Here is a 14,854-nt window from a genome sequence, read left to right as displayed (position 1 = left end):
GGTGGCGCTCCTATAGAAGTCATCAAACAGTACGTTCAGCAGCAGAGAACACCGCATTAGTCGGCTATCGCCGACGAGCTTACATCCCCGCACTCAAAGTACGGGGTTTTACGCTCAACCGATAAATGCCCTGCAGAAACCCAACCTTTCTGAACTGTCTGAAGACAAAAAAGCCCGCCTGTTTCTCATGGCTTCAATTCTGGGTATCTGGATACATTACCGGAGCGTGTCAAGCAGTCAATGGCAAGCTAGTCATTTGTGATTTTTCAACAGCAGGTCTTTACGCCAACGGAAGGGCAAAAGTTGATAGCCAGTTCACAGCCACGCCTTTTGAACTGGAATGGTTTCGTCAACCTACTGCACAGACTGACACTTTCCCTCAGTGCAGCCCGGATATGCTGGCTCACTTCGAGAAGAACAAAGTCTTGTTTCAGGATCTCCCCGAGGAACTCATTGCTGAGCAGGCTGATATATTGTCCAATCTCATCATCGAAGAGCTGGAACAATGGACTGAACGGCTCGGGCCATTAAAATCCATAGATAGAAGACACCTTTACTGGGTAATCAGTGAACGTATTGCTTTTCTTCAGCGTCGTTTTCCAGCACACCTTGCCGCCAAACCCAACTGCGGGCTTGTTCAACTGAAAATTACCCCTGCTGCACAGAGAGCCATTGAAGCCTCGGGAATCAGCGGTCACTGTCTGCCAGCAACCCCTGGAGACATTCGAAAGGGTGAGCTGCGCCTTTACACCATGCTGAATCGCCATAACCAGCCTGTCACTGAAGCCTGGGTGAAGCTCAGTCCATCGGCTTGCCGTCGTCTTTCTGACAACCTCGGCCTCCCCGCCCCCTGGCACAGGAGACTTGAGATTCTCGATTTTTATATCAACCAGGCCTTTCAGAAAAATTGTCAGGATGATGTCCTGAGAACGATGAAGATGAATGATTACTGGCAAGATACCATTCAACAATTGATCAACAACTGTCAGGAATGGCTGGAAGAAATAAGTCATGAGCACAGCCGTTACCCCAATGGTACCGTCACTCAACAAACGGAAGCAGCCATTCATGAAACCAAATATTTACTTCAAGCGCTGAACAGCAGGAAGGAAGGAGAAGATTTGTGGCTTGAGCAAACGGTTCAGTTCCCAGAGTGGAAAGCAGAGGCAGGATTTCCTGCCAGGGTTGTTACTCAGGACAAAAGAGGGATGTGCAGAGGCCATTTATATCGACTCAAATACCACAATTCTGGAAGAGCCTGGGAAACCGGAGAAACACAGAGCATTAACCCTCCCAAAAATAAGGATCAAGGCACAAGACCGGTGCACTATATCTTGCTACCAAAATTCAACTGGTTGCCAGAGGAAGAAAAATCTATCGATGCCTTCTTGTTTGCTGACAACCTGCCTGATGACCATAGTTTTACCGGAACCCTGCGTCTGAGGCTACCGGGGTGTAATGCAAAAGTGAGCCAGAGCCTTATTCACCACCTGCAAACTCTGGGCATAAGAGCCGGCCACTGTAGTCCGGAAGAAGCACAGGCACACTATGAGCGGTCTTTGGCAAACTGCATGTCTCCAAACCCGATACCCGTCCCCACCCCACAATGGTTTAATCATTGTCGTATTATTAATGGGAAACCTGTTTATTACCGCCCTGCATCTGATGTTGATAAAACAATCAAAGACCAGAAGCACGTGACCCTCCATGTCTTTAACAATGCTTTTATTCGAGCCCGAAAATGCACTACACCCGAAATGACAACGCAACTGACCTCTGAGACCAACCGGGCTTTGACTAATATATTGCACAGTGGACAGAGCATTGATTCTTATGTTGACCGGGTAAGAAAAGGGATTCCCCTGGATCAGTTTGTTCGAGCTGAACAGTTGAAAAGCGGAGGTGCCAGTCGTGCTTTTGCTGTATCAAACTACTCCAGCGAAGGCTTTAAAAAAGCCGTATTTGTACAGGTAAAACCTTTAATACGACAAAGGCTGGATGCCTATACATACAATTTTTGTCGGGCTGGCAATAGCAAGCCTGAGTTTGTTCAGCTCTATAAAGTCACACCCGAGCAATATGCAGACGGATCAACCATGTTTCATGCCAACGAAACCTGCTTTGAAAACTTCAGTCTGGAGGAAACTGATCCTCTCCATGTTCCTGATGAAGCAACAGGTAGTGCTGCTTCATCAATCAATGAAGATACCTTAAGATGGCCTGATGGCCAGGACTTCAGAATGGCTTCGCCTGAAGAAACCGTCGAACATGAATTCATGAGAGTAACCCAGGCTACTCATCCTGACTCACCCTCAATCGACGCTGCTATTTCCGTCATCTCTGCTGCGGGGCCCCACCAATATGAAAAACTCTGTTTGCAAAATCCAGACTTGAAAAGAGGGGTGATACAAAACCTGGATGACATTACTTTTGCTCTGGGATCAAGCATCAGGGAACTCAACTTCCAACAGACTTCCATGCACAATACCGTTTTCAAGGGAGTTCTGTTCACCAGCTGTACATTTAACGCCATTGATCTTAGAAGCTGTGACATTACGAATGCAGAATTTGAAGGTTGTCAGGCAACCGGGGCAAAAGTGACTCCACCTCAACTCCTGGCAAGCAAGCATTACATTGACCAGAAGTGGCATTGCCAGGAATGGGTCGATCTGATGACAGACTGGAAGCTGAATACCGATATCAGTTGTGAACAATTTAAAGCCATTACCAACAATGATGGTCTGATAGACCTTATCAGCTTCTCTCCTGAAGAGATTGAACGCTATCGCTCAACTGACAAATAACAGATCTGGCACCGATCCCACATAGAAACAAGCCCACTTAGAAACAAGCCCACTTTCATAGCCTGCCTATGTGTTAGAATCGGTTGCAGGCCTTAAGAAAACGACAAGAATATGAACCATCCCTGTCAGTGCATTCCTCTGGGTGATTCTGCCCTATTGCTGAACTTTGGTGATCAGATTACGCCAGAGATAAACCAGACCGTTCATGCTGCAGCAAAATTATTACTCAAAGCTCATTTCATAGAAGTTATTGAGATGGTTCCGGCCTACACTACTTTGACCGTCTATTACGATCCCTGTCAGGTTCAGGCAAAGCGACCCTACGAAGCACTAAAAGAAAAAATTCTCAGCACTCTGCAAGAACTCAAGGTGAAGGAAGTTAGAGCAGGCAACCTGATAGAAGTACCTGTTTGCTATGAGGGTGAATTTGCTCCGGACCTGGATCAGGTTGCCAGTCACTGTAACCTAAGCTCAGAAGAAGTAATCAACCTCCACACAACAGCCATCTATGACGTCTACTTTCTGGGCTTTGCTCCCGGCTTTCCCTTTCTGGGCGGTATGGATAAAAGGCTAAGCACACCAAGACTGGAAAGCCCTCGACTGGAGATACCCGCTGGCTCGGTGGGTATTGCCGGAGAACAGACGGGCATCTACCCCCTTTCTACTCCGGGAGGCTGGCAGCTGATTGGCCATGCTCCTGTTTCTCTGGTGGATTTTAATGCCGACTCTCCAACATTACTTAAGCCCGGAGACAAAATACGGTTCAAAGCCATTTCCTATAAGGAACATCAGGCACTGGAGACACATAGATCCATAGAGAGGAAAGGATGAGCCTGACAGTTATAGAACCCGGCATGCTTACCAGTGTTCAGGATCAGGGGAGACTGGGTTTTCGAAACCTGGGCTTTTCAACCAGCGGCACTATGGACACTCTGGCAGCCAGAGTGTCGAACCTGATGCTGGATAATCCCGAGAATGCTCCGGTGCTGGAATTCACCCTGACGGGACCTACATTAGAATTTCACAACCCGGCTGTAATCTTCCTTGGTGGCGGAAAAGCCCATGCCACACTGGATGATCAACGGATTCCAGCCAACAGTGCCGCCATCGTTAACGCCGGTCAAATACTGAAGATAGCGGGTCTTAGAACAGGCTGTCGTGGCTACCTGGCCATAAAAAATGGATTCCAGATCGATAAGGTTCTGGGAAGCTGCAGTACTTACTTAAGAGCCCAGATCGGTGGCCATAAAGGTCGGGGCCTCAAAGAGAATGACTCACTCCGCTTTACACCCTGGCCTTCAAAAACCAGGCCTTTAAAGAACCGTTTCCAACCTGATATTGCTGCCGGCCATGAGTTTACTCATTACCTTGAAGACCCCATAAACGTTCAGCCCATTCGTTTTATTCGTGGCCCACAAGCCTCTTGGTTTTCAGGGAAAAACCAGGAAGCTTTCCAAAATCAGAAGTACACCGTACGACCCGATTCAGATCGAATGGGCTACCGCCTGTCTGGTCAAAAAATTGATAGCAGCCATGCTGATAGCCTGATCACAGAAGGTACAACGACTGGCTCCATTCAAATCCCCCCTCAAGGTCAGCCCATTATTCTGATGAGCGATTGTCAACCTACCGGAGGATACCCAAAAATCGGGAATATCATTTCCGTAGACTTGCCCAGAGTGGCCCAGCTGAAACCGTCCGATACACTGACCTTTCAGGAAGTCACTGTTGAAGAAGCCCAGCAAGAACTGATAGAACAGAGAACCAGCCTGAATCGCCTCGCCATTGCCGCTAAACATTACTGGAACCGCATCCAAGATGAATACTGATAAAGCACTGACACTGGACCTTAACTGCGACATGGGTGAAAGCTTTGGCCAGTACACTATGGGGAACGATGCCGGAATCATGCCGTATATCAGTTCTGCCAATATTGCCTGCGGTTTTCATGCGGGCGACCCAAACATTATGGCGGACACAGTAAAATTGGCACTGGAACACAATGTAGCCGTTGGTGCTCATCCTGGATTTCCCGACCTTCAGGGCTTTGGTCGCCGAAGTTTGAACATCAGCCCGTCAGAAGCCTACACCCTGATGCTTTATCAAATAGGAGCACTGAGTGCCTTTGTAACCGCAGAAGGCAGTCAGCTACACCATGTAAAACCCCACGGTGCCCTGTACAATAAAGCGGCCCAAGACCCAGACCTTGCCAACGCCATAGCCGAAGCAGTTTACCAGTTTAATCCTGAATTGATTCTCTATGGATTAGCCGGTAGCTGCCTTATATCTCAGGCTGAAGCTATTGGCCTGACAACCGCCAGCGAAGTCTTTGCCGATCGCAGCTATCAGAACAATGGCCAGCTCACTCCCAGGAATCAAGCCGGGGCAATGATTGAAGACAAGCAAAAGTCTCTCGACCAGATCAGAGATATGGTGCTGCACAAACAGGTTACCTCACTGGATGGCCAGACGATTGCCATCCAGGCCGATACGCTCTGTATTCATGGCGATGGCCCCTGGGCTCAGGACTTTGTCCGTGGCTGCGAGCGATTTCTGCAGCAGCAGGGTATCAAGGTTCAAGCCATAAACACCCTTCGAACATAACCTGCCGGTTGCCTGAGAATCCGCGCTCACATGTCTTCACACCTTTCTAAACTCAGGTTAAGTGCATGACCGCTCCGGTAGGGCTGATACCCAATACACGAGCGGTATCTCTGGCTCCCGAGCCGTTCATAACCCTGCTGATGGAAGTGGAGCGATTGGCTGATATTGGAGTCAGGAAGCTCGAGGGGGAGCGAAAGAGAGCAGGCTGAAACGCTTCAGCCTGCCAGAGGAGGGCATTTAGGCGTACTGAAGTTCAATTATCTGGTGACCATTCAGTTTTGGCAGAACAAACTCCAGACGGCCATCGACGACCTTGTGTTCCAGGACAGACATTTCAGGCACACATGTCACTTTTGCAACTTTTTCAACCATGTTCAGAGACAGTTTCAACTCATGCAGGGGAATGACATCTTCAATGATCAGGGTTTCATCAGACTTGCTTTCAGGAATGTAGTGCAACAGATGCACAACGGCACGATTTTCTGCGCTCTGTTCATTCACTGCAGCAATAACACTGGCTGGACCGCTGTGACGCAGGGTGGGTTGTGGCAGCAAACCCTCAATGGCATTCAATACCATACGTTTCACCCAGAGCGGTGCATTCTGCACATACTGATTGAAAACAGGATGCATGAAGTAAATCACGTTACCCTTCTGCACGACGCCGGGGTAGCCCGCTTTTTCAGTGGAAGGCGTGTGCATGTGTGAGCAATAATGCTCCCATGTACGATTGAAGTAAGGTACGTAGGTTTCGCACAATACTTCACTGCCTGCCAGTGCTTCTACCTGCAGACCTTTCTGATACATGACGTGTTCAGTCTTGCGCAGCCCTTGACCTATCATGCCTTCAGGCATCAGAAAATCAGGACTGAATGGCGCTTCTCCCACCCGTTTCACACCAAACAGATCACTGGCAAAGGCAGTACCTTCAGGGTTCAAGCCTGACTTGTGAGTGGCCAGAATCTTGCCGCCATTCTCAGTAAACTGCTCCAGTCGCTCAGCCAGCGGTGCAGATACTTCAACTTCGTCTGCCAGAATCAGCAGCTTGTAGTCTTCAAACGTAGCTTTAGTATCAATAATGTCGAATTGATGACCCGCTTCCGCCAGTATGCGTGTTACACCCTGCAACACCTTCGCCTGATCAGAGTGTTCGATGGTCAAACGGAATTCTTCAGGGTTGAGTACACCGATATCAGTCATTGCTTTGGCACCGGCACACCAGGGTTCTTTTTTCTCAACCTGAGAATATACAGAACCAATCAGATCATAAGTGTCATCAGAAATCTTGCCATTAGGATGCAGCTGATCGCCAATGGAGCACTTACCATTCATTGCGATCATGTGGAAAATTTCATATTCCAGTGCAGCCTGATTCTTGAAGGAATGCATGTCAGCCCATGAGGTGTGGAACTTGCCGGTCATCCCCATGAAGTCTGCGCCAAGAGTACGCGCATAGCGAACCACTGTCGGGAAGTGTCCGTAACCCCATTCACCACTGGGCAGGGATTCTACCTCCAGATGGTTATAATTATGCAGAGACTCACGGGTGTCCGGGCTGATGTGTCCCTGATTGTAGAAGATTTCACACTCTTCATTATGTTCACGAATGAAGGTGGACAGATCTTCCTTGAACTCCTTCATCATTTCTACTGCATACGTCATGCGGGCAGCTTTATCGCTTGCATTCAGGCCCTGCTCCTTCATCCCGGCGCGGCACCAGCGGCAGGAACAGTCGATAGTTTTGACGATATCCAGAAACAGTCCGTCAACCGGGAACTGGGAGAACATGTCCTTGAGGTGATCTTTCAGGAAAGCACGATAAGGAGAATTTACACACAAAGTACGGCGGAACGTCGCTTCATACAGACCCGCTGTCATTCCACCATGCTCGCCAATCACATGCCACTCAGGATGGTGCTCGGAAGTGTATTCATCCCATTGAACTGTCGTGTAGATGGGGACGCGAATTCCACGCTTATGAAGCTCGGCAATCTGTTCAACGAGCATGTTCTTGTTTTCAAGATTCGGGTGAACACGCTCCGGATGTACTTCAGAATCAAAGTACATAAGCCCATGATGACAGCGGGCAAAACAGGTAATGGAATTGACTCGTGCCTTTTCCAGCGTATCGGCGAACTCTTTCACGTCAAACTGATCGCCAACACCGGGGATATGCTGACTAGTGTGGTAATCAAGATGAATCTGGCGAAATGGCAGATGGCTCATGGTAACTCCGGAGAAAAATCGAAAACATCCAGCATAGCTATAACTAAGTCGTGCTAGCACACAGGCTAAAGAAGCTTGAAAACTCTGACCATGACATGGGTCAACATTTTTGAACGGAAATGACTATTTTCATCGTGTAACATTGTCAAACCTTTCAGGAATGACAACAGCTCAGAAATACTGACAAAGCCATGAATGGGTAATTTGTCAGTATTTCTAAAAGCAGAGGCTGGAATAGAGCAGTTTTTTTTGCTCAGGAAAAGTTGACATCCAGCTGTTCTGGATGATCTTTTTCCGCGACTAAAGGCTTGTAGCCTCGCGCCCCATAGGAAACAATGACAAGATAACCCATAACCGGCACCCAGAAAGACGACTGTAGGCCAGAGCTGTCAGCAATAAGAGCCTGCATAATTGGCCAGACCGCACCACCAATACCTGCCATGACCAGAAGCGCAGATGCTTTGCCTGCCTGATTGCCCAATTTATCCAGAGCTAGAGAGAAAATGACCGGGTACATGATGGAATTACAAAGCCCTATAGCGATCAGGGCGATAATCCCTGTCTTACCTGAAACCATAATTGCCGTGATCAGTAACACAATGGCCAGCAGGGCATTGAAGATCAGTATATTCCGGGCACGAATCCAGCGAAAGAGCAGGCTTCCAGCGACCCGACCAATCATTGCTCCTGCCCAGTACAGGGCGACCAGTTTGCCAGCACTTTGCATTGTCAGACCACCCAGGTTCGGTGAGCTGAAGTAGCTCAGCATGAAAGTGCCCACGCTGACCTCAACACCGACGTAGCAGAAAATCGTACCGATACCGAATACCAAGTGCCGGTATCGCCAGATAGAAATTGTTGACGGAGTTTCTGCCAGGGCTTCTGTACTTGTCTCAGGCATTTTCATCCTGGCGATGAGCGCTACAATAACACTTATACCCAGGGCACAGGCAAGATAGGGCAGTTGCACCAGTTTGACCTGTTCAGCGGCACTTCCCACTGCACCGAATAGCAGTGCAGCTCCAATATAGGGAGCCAGTGTCGTACCAAGAGAATTGATGGCAGACGACAGCGAGAGTCTTGCGGGAGCACTTTCCGAATCGCCCAGCATTGCTACATAGGGGTTTGCTACAACCTGCAGAGAGGCAACACCCATGGCGGTGATAAAAATGGCAATCAATACCATGGGAAAAGAAAAAACATCAGTGGCCGGGTAAAAGGTCAGGCAACCCAGAATAATCAACAGCAGCCCACCAAGCAGTGTTTTCCGGTAGCCATATCTGCTGATCAGGGCTGCTGTGGGCAGACAGGCCAGAAAGGGGGCAAGATAAAACGCCAGTTGGATCAGCATGGAACTGGTATAAGTTAACTGGAACTGCTGTTGCAGATAGGGAACCAGGACACTGTTGAGCGAGGTCAGAAAGCCCCAGATAAAGAACACACCACTTAGCAGGCCCAGAGCGACGCGCTGCCTGACAGCTTTAGACGCGGACATAATTTCTCTCTCTTAATTACGATTTAATCAAACACTGAAATAACAAAGGCTGCCGAGATATATTTCGGCAGCCTGTAAGCCCTGAAAAAAGAATTACTCTGCCTTCAGCAGTTCAGTTGCCTGCGCTATGACAGCATCCACCGTAATTCCGAACAGCTTGTAGAGCTCGCCTGCCGGAGCTGACTCGCCAAAGCCCTTCATGCCAACGATGCGACCATCGAGACCAACATATTTGTACCAGTAGTCTGCGTGCAGGGCTTCCACCGCGACACGGGCAGTGATTTCTACTGGCAGAACCTGCTGACGGTACTCTGCATCCTGCTGTTCAAAAACTTCAGGCGACGGCATGGCACAACGCGAACCCCGCGTCCCTGCCTGTCCATCTGCTCAGCAGCAGCTACAGCCAGTTCAACTTCGGAACCGGTAGCGATGAGGATCAACTCTGGAGCCTCTTCACTGTCTTTCAGGATGTAGGCACCCTGGCGATACTGGCCAGCTGGGCAGCGCTGCGGTATTGATGTCTGAGGTTCTGGCGGGAAAAGATCAGGGCGCTGGGGCCATCTTCACGTTCAACCGCAGACTTCCATGCTACTGCAGACTCAACAGTGTCACAGGGACGCCAGGTATTCATGTTGGGCGTATTGCGGAGACTGGCAACCTGTTCCACAGGCTGATGGGTTGGGCCATCTTCACCGAGGCCAATGGAATCGTGGGTATAAACGAAGATTGAACGTTGTTTCATCAACGCCGCCATTCGGACGGCATTACGGGCGTATTCCATGAATATCAGGAAGGTGGCACCGTAGGGAATAAAGCCTTTATGCAGTGCGATACCGTTCATGATGGCGCTCATGCCAAATTCACGAACGCCATAGTTCAGGTAGTTGCCATCGGCCTTTTCAGAGAAGTCGGCAGGCAGCTGACCTTTCATGCGGCGTTTGAATTCGGCGGCCAGCTCGGGGTGTGCGGTCTTATAGGTTGCAAATTTGCAGTTCCATTCGCTTTCAATAGCGTTGGCGAGTTGTTGTTTGTTTTCCATGAAGGGATCAATAATCAGTCTTGAAGAAACTTGAGCAAAGAATGCAGATTTTTTTCCTGGCGAACCTGATGAAGAAAAGCTGCATTCACGAATAAAAAACCTTTCCCAAAGGGAAAAAACGAGCGGGCCTGCTAAATCTGTTCTGTCACCAGAACTTCCAGTTTGCCCTGATCTGCGGCGAAGTTGCGAATGCCTTCGGCCAGTTTTTCCGTAGCCATTGGGTTGTCATTCATGGCCCAGCGGAAGCCAGCTTCGGTCTGTCCTGTTTTATCTGTAGTGTCGGCAGACTGATCTGCAAAAAGTTTTTGCTGCAGAGGTTCTTGATTCTGTTCCAGTTCATCCAGCAGTGCTGGACTGATTGTCAGGCAGTCGCAACCGGCCAGCTGACGGATCTCGTCAATATTGCGGAAGCTTGCGCCCATTACCACGGTCTTATAGCCGTGCTGTTTGTAGAAGTCGTAGATTTCAGTGACAGAAATAACGCCGGGATCTTCGGCGGGTGCGTACTGTTCGATACCTGTGTCTTTTTTATACCAGTCCAGAATGCGGCCCACGAAAGGCGAGATCAGGTAGGCACCAGCCTCCGCACAGGCCTGTGCCTGGGCAAAGCTGAACAGCAGGGTCAGATTGCAGCGAATGCCTTCCTTTTCCAGAATTTCTGCTGCTTTAATGCCTTCCCATGTAGAAGCAATCTTGATCAGCACTCGTGAAGTGTCAGCCCCCATCTCTTTATAGAGTTTGATCAGGTCACGAGCCTTGGTCAGTGTGGCTTCTGTATCAAATGACAACCGGGCATCCACTTCAGTGGAAATAAAACCGGGAACAACAGCCTGAATCTCCTTACCAATACCAACGGTCAGGTAGTCGCAGGCATGGCCCGTCTGCTCGGCTTTGTGATCTGATTTACGACGCCCATACTCCAGAGCTTCACTCATCAGGTTTGTATATTGCGGCAGAGTTGCCGCCTTCAGAATCAATGACGGGTTAGTGGTTGCATCCACTGGTTGATAGCGCTTTATCGCATCAATATCACCGGTGTCAGCCACTATTTTAGTGATAGCTTTTAATTGTTCCAGTTGATTCATAACGGGCAATACCTGAGAAAGGAGTGGGTCTGGAAAACTGGAAGCCTGTCAAAGGTAAACCTGACAGGAAATGGCGTGATAAAAATTACCACGCCATTGGCAGGATCAGATAGCGATATCACCAGCCAGGTGAACACGCATATTCTGGGTCAGCGCCTGTGCAGCGAAAGCCTGAACCACTTCTTTCAGGTTCTCTTCCGGTACGTAGGCAACAGAGATGTGATTGCTCTGGTGGCCAGCCATCAGGTCGTCACGTCCAACACCGTCCAGAACACAGTTCATCAGAGGCCATGACTTTTCCGTGGCATTCAGGCGACGCTGGAATTCTTCCTGGGGCAGTTCATAAGCCGTACCTGTGCCAATATGCATGTGAACATCGGTTCCTTCATAGTGAGCACGAGCCCAGACAAAGGTTCCTGCCTTGCACTGACCACTGACAGTGGAGCCACCCAGAGGGAAATACATGGCTGGTTGACGATTGCCGATAGCGCCGGCGATGCCACCTTTAATGTGCTCGAAAGGTACGTTACCGGAGATTTCAAAATCCCAGTAGTAGGTGCCTTCAAACTCACTGCCCCAGCGGATGTCGTGCAGCGTGGTTTCGGATGGCAGAGCCAGGCTGTCCAGCAGGCGGAACAGCATGGTTTGAGGTATAGCGGTACCCATGTCAACTTCATTGATGCAGGGGATTGGCTTGCCTTCACAGATAATGTCGCCGTTTTCGTCTGGAATCGGGAAACGGGCAGTAGAGCCGATAGCGCCTTCGGCAAAGTCAGAAGCTGCACAGCTGTCCTTCAAGCCCTGCTGGTATTGAACACCGACACTGGTCAGGCCAAAGCGTTTGGTTGCACGAGCCATGGCAATCATCATCGCGCACTGCTCTTTTACCTGCTCACGGGTCAGTTCGGTAGCAGAGTCGGTACCGAATTTAAAATCCATTCCCTGATCGATATACCACTGCAGGCATTCTTCCTGCAGTTCATCGGATACCAGGCTCATGTCGTGCAGCAATGCAGACTGGGACAGAGCCTCAATCGGCATGCCAATTTTGACCATAGACTCCTGCGGGAATACACCGTTCATCATACCCATACAGAACATGTCGTACAGGCCCATGATTTCCTTGTTTTCCAGTATGTATTCACCTACCTGCTGACCCATTTTGCCAGCTTCAGTGGCCATAACAGGGTGCTCTGCAGTAATTTCTTTCAGGTAAGAGGTGTTGTGTTCAATCTGACCACTTTCCAGCCAGGACTGCAGGCCCATGTAAAAGAAATCATCATCAAAGTTTTCAGACCACAGACGGCTGTAATCTTTACCCAGACTGGTCAGGGTTCCTGCCATGCACAGAGCGCCTACCAGGCCTGGCCAGGTACCATCGAAATTAGCCAGCAGCAAAATTGGGCCTTCATGATGTACCAGAGAAGGAGCGATATGGTGAGAGTATTGCCAGGCGGTCATCAATACAATCACAGGCGCTTTAGGGTCAATGGAAGCGACGACATCAGCCCCTTCACGTTGATTACTGATAAAGCCATGCCCCTGTTCGTTTTTTACCGGATGAGCACGGCGAACACTGAAGCCAAATTTATCTTTTAAAGCGACTTCGAGCTTGCTCTCAAAAGACTGCTGAACCTCCCAGCACGTTTGGTTGGCAGTGTCACGCAGGTCACCATTGGCAATAACGAAGACTTCTTTACCTTCGAGAACAAGGCGCTCTTTCTGTTCAGGCAGGTTGAGGGCTAAAGTGGTCATTGTTGTTAACTCCATCGAAGCCCTGAACAACAGGGCTTGTGTTCTATTTTCTATGAAGATGCAGCTGTTCGGGGTCGGCTGCATGGGGTTACCAAGAGTTTGTTGAATCAGAATTCACGCATCATTGCCTTGTACTTCATCTGGTCTTCGTACAGTTCGTGGAAGACTCTGTACTTGGCATCATGAAAGGCTTTGGTTTCAGTCTGAGGCGCAATCACTTTACCGGTGGAAGACATGGCCGCCATGGCGTCAGTTAACTCGGCAAAATCACCACAGGCGTTTGCGGCCAACATGGCAGAGCCGAGAATCACGGCTTCATCTTCTTTACTGAGGGTGATTTCGCAACCCGTAGCATTGGCGTGCTCACGTAGCCACAACGGGTTCTTGGTGCCACCGCCACACATGTGAATACGGATGATCTGGTGACCAGCGCTGTTCATTGTTTCGATAATATGACGGGTTCCATACGACACAGACTGAATGGCTGCCAGGTAAATCCGGGCCAGCTCGGTCAGGTCCCTGTGCAAGGATGATCCGGAAACCATGCCTTTAAGGTGCGGGTTAGCCCGTGGTGAACGATTGCCGTGGTGATATCCTAGGAGGTGGAAATGAGCAGAAAAATGTGGGTTTTCTGCTTCCAGGCGAGCGACTTCTTCATTCAGAATTTCATACTCGCTGCGCTCCTGTTGCTCTGCCATTTTCATCAGTTCCGGGTAGAACGCACTGTCATTGATCACATGATCAATCAGAGAACCTGCTGCAGACTGTCCTCCTTCGCTCAACCACATACCGGGAACCATTGCGCCCCAGTATGGCCCCCAGACGCCATCAACAAAGATGGGCTGTTTGCTGACGGCCATGTGGCAGGAAGAAGTGCCGCCGATAATCGCCAGGGTAGACTCCGGCTTGTCACCGATGATGCCAACGCCGCCGGCATGGGCATCAATCATGCCAACAGCCACTGTCGTATTTACAGTCAGACCCAGCTCAGCAGCGGCTGCCTCTGTTAGTTTTCCTGCAGGTGTACCAGGATCAACAATGACGTTACCTATTTTTTCACCAGCAATCAGGTCGTCCAGATCCAGCTTTTCCAGCAGCACTGTATCCCAGCGCTTTTCATGGGCCATGTAGGTCCACTTGCATACCTTGGTGCAGACACTGCGAGTGTCTTCACCGCTGGAGCGATACACCAGGTAATCGGCCAGATCGAAAAAACGGGCCGCTCGGTTGTACTGTTCCGGCAGATAACGCTTCAGCCATTTGAGCTTTGGCAGCTCCATTTCGGGACTGACTTCACCACCGACGTATTTCAATACTTCACTGCCAGTGGCATTGATCTCGGCAGTTTCAATCATGGCCCTGTGGTCCATCCACATGATGATATTTTGATCATCACTGCCGGTTGGTGAAACAGAAACTGGCTGGTCATTGCTGTCAACCGCTACCAAGGAGCAGGTTGCGTCAAAACCGATGCCTTTAATGTCCCCAGGTGCAACGGCTGCTTCACTGACTACGCTATTGACAACTGCACAGACCTGAAACCAGATATCAGATGAAGACTGTTCTACAAAGTCCTGTGCAGGGCGGAACTGTTTGATAGGGCTGACGGCCTGGGCCAGTTTGTTGCCTGTTGCGTCGAAGAGACCCGCTCTGGCACTGCCTGAGCCGACATCGACACCAATGTAGTAGTTCTGCATCGAAAGAGTATCCGGGTTTAGCTAATACGTATTAGCTAAAGACTATAGCGCTATATTGTTCAGTTCAAGCACAAACATGATGGGATAATTACTACCTTTGATCTGAGTCAATGGCCGACTTTTGATCAGGAGGAGTTTTTTTTGATTGT

Annotated in this window: 10 protein-coding genes and 1 pseudogene; 5 read left to right on the top strand and 6 right to left on the bottom strand. The window is 49.5% G+C overall.

Going from position 1 to position 14,854, the window contains the following annotated elements; all coding sequences use genetic code 11:
• Positions 1-125 precede the first annotated feature (125 nt).
• The 5 genes from ACR2PX_RS19045 (at position 126) to ACR2PX_RS19025 (ending at position 5,617) form a co-directional block, all read left to right on the top strand.
• The gene (locus ACR2PX_RS19045; RefSeq protein WP_434000942.1) at positions 126-2,804 is read left to right on the top strand and encodes a pentapeptide repeat-containing protein; all 2,679 of its coding nucleotides are present in this window, start codon (positions 126-128) and stop codon (positions 2,802-2,804) included.
• A gap of 111 nt (positions 2,805-2,915) precedes the next feature.
• Positions 2,916-3,635, top strand: a complete 720-nt coding sequence (pxpB, locus tag ACR2PX_RS19040; RefSeq protein ID WP_434000941.1) for a 5-oxoprolinase subunit PxpB — start codon at positions 2,916-2,918, stop codon at positions 3,633-3,635.
• On the top strand, positions 3,632-4,633 hold the full coding sequence (locus tag ACR2PX_RS19035; RefSeq protein ID WP_434000940.1) for a 5-oxoprolinase/urea amidolyase family protein: 1,002 nt from the start codon (positions 3,632-3,634) through the stop codon (positions 4,631-4,633). Before pxpB ends, ACR2PX_RS19035 begins: the two co-directional genes overlap by 4 nt.
• Positions 4,623-5,408: a LamB/YcsF family protein gene (locus ACR2PX_RS19030; protein ID WP_434000939.1), complete on the top strand. Its 786-nt coding sequence runs from the start codon at positions 4,623-4,625 to the stop codon at positions 5,406-5,408. Before ACR2PX_RS19035 ends, ACR2PX_RS19030 begins: the two co-directional genes overlap by 11 nt.
• Positions 5,409-5,473: 65 nt before the next feature.
• Positions 5,474-5,617 (top strand): hypothetical protein, encoded by a 144-nt coding sequence (locus ACR2PX_RS19025; protein WP_434000938.1) that lies wholly within the window; start codon positions 5,474-5,476, stop codon positions 5,615-5,617.
• A gap of 28 nt (positions 5,618-5,645) precedes the next feature.
• Here the strand turns inward: ACR2PX_RS19025 and ACR2PX_RS19020 are convergent, their stop codons facing one another.
• From ACR2PX_RS19020 to ACR2PX_RS18995, 6 genes and pseudogenes are all read right to left on the bottom strand, one after another.
• Positions 5,646-7,634, bottom strand: coding sequence for an alpha-amylase family protein (locus ACR2PX_RS19020; RefSeq protein ID WP_434000937.1), 1,989 nt, complete (start codon positions 7,632-7,634; stop codon positions 5,646-5,648).
• Positions 7,635-7,887: 253 nt separating this feature from the next.
• Positions 7,888-9,129, bottom strand: a complete 1,242-nt coding sequence (locus ACR2PX_RS19015; protein ID WP_434000936.1) for a sugar MFS transporter — start codon at positions 9,127-9,129, stop codon at positions 7,888-7,890.
• 93 nt (positions 9,130-9,222) lie between these two features.
• Positions 9,223-10,153: pseudogene (locus tag ACR2PX_RS19010) on the bottom strand (transketolase-like TK C-terminal-containing protein); the annotation flags it as partial.
• A 146-nt stretch (positions 10,154-10,299) separates the two neighbouring features.
• A complete protein-coding gene (gene tal / locus ACR2PX_RS19005; protein WP_434000935.1) occupies positions 10,300-11,253 on the bottom strand; it encodes a transaldolase in 954 nt (317 codons plus the stop codon).
• A gap of 105 nt (positions 11,254-11,358) precedes the next feature.
• A complete protein-coding gene (locus ACR2PX_RS19000; protein WP_434000934.1) occupies positions 11,359-13,008 on the bottom strand; it encodes a hypothetical protein in 1,650 nt (549 codons plus the stop codon).
• Positions 13,009-13,115: 107 nt separating this feature from the next.
• On the bottom strand, positions 13,116-14,705 hold the full coding sequence (locus ACR2PX_RS18995; RefSeq protein WP_434000933.1) for an FGGY-family carbohydrate kinase: 1,590 nt from the start codon (positions 14,703-14,705) through the stop codon (positions 13,116-13,118).
• Positions 14,706-14,854 lie beyond the last annotated feature (149 nt).

The organism is Endozoicomonas sp. (genome assembly GCF_051008435.1).
In the GTDB taxonomy this organism is placed as follows: domain Bacteria; phylum Pseudomonadota; class Gammaproteobacteria; order Pseudomonadales; family Endozoicomonadaceae; genus Endozoicomonas_A.
The sequence above is the reverse complement of the archived record's forward strand: the minus strand, read 5'-3'. Positions and strand labels throughout refer to the sequence as shown.

Coding starts and splice junctions, on each gene's coding strand:
- ACR2PX_RS19045 (WP_434000942.1), top strand. CDS start 126: ATGCCCTGCAGAAACCCAACCTTTCTGAACTGTCTGAAGACAAAAAAG.
- pxpB (WP_434000941.1), top strand. CDS start 2,916: ATGAACCATCCCTGTCAGTGCATTCCTCTGGGTGATTCTGCCCTATTG.
- ACR2PX_RS19035 (WP_434000940.1), top strand. CDS start 3,632: ATGAGCCTGACAGTTATAGAACCCGGCATGCTTACCAGTGTTCAGGAT.
- ACR2PX_RS19030 (WP_434000939.1), top strand. CDS start 4,623: ATGAATACTGATAAAGCACTGACACTGGACCTTAACTGCGACATGGGT.
- ACR2PX_RS19025 (WP_434000938.1), top strand. CDS start 5,474: ATGACCGCTCCGGTAGGGCTGATACCCAATACACGAGCGGTATCTCTG.
- ACR2PX_RS19020 (WP_434000937.1), bottom strand. CDS start 7,634: ATGAGCCATCTGCCATTTCGCCAGATTCATCTTGATTACCACACTAGT.
- ACR2PX_RS19015 (WP_434000936.1), bottom strand. CDS start 9,129: ATGTCCGCGTCTAAAGCTGTCAGGCAGCGCGTCGCTCTGGGCCTGCTA.
- tal (WP_434000935.1), bottom strand. CDS start 11,253: ATGAATCAACTGGAACAATTAAAAGCTATCACTAAAATAGTGGCTGAC.
- ACR2PX_RS19000 (WP_434000934.1), bottom strand. CDS start 13,008: ATGACCACTTTAGCCCTCAACCTGCCTGAACAGAAAGAGCGCCTTGTT.
- ACR2PX_RS18995 (WP_434000933.1), bottom strand. CDS start 14,705: ATGCAGAACTACTACATTGGTGTCGATGTCGGCTCAGGCAGTGCCAGA.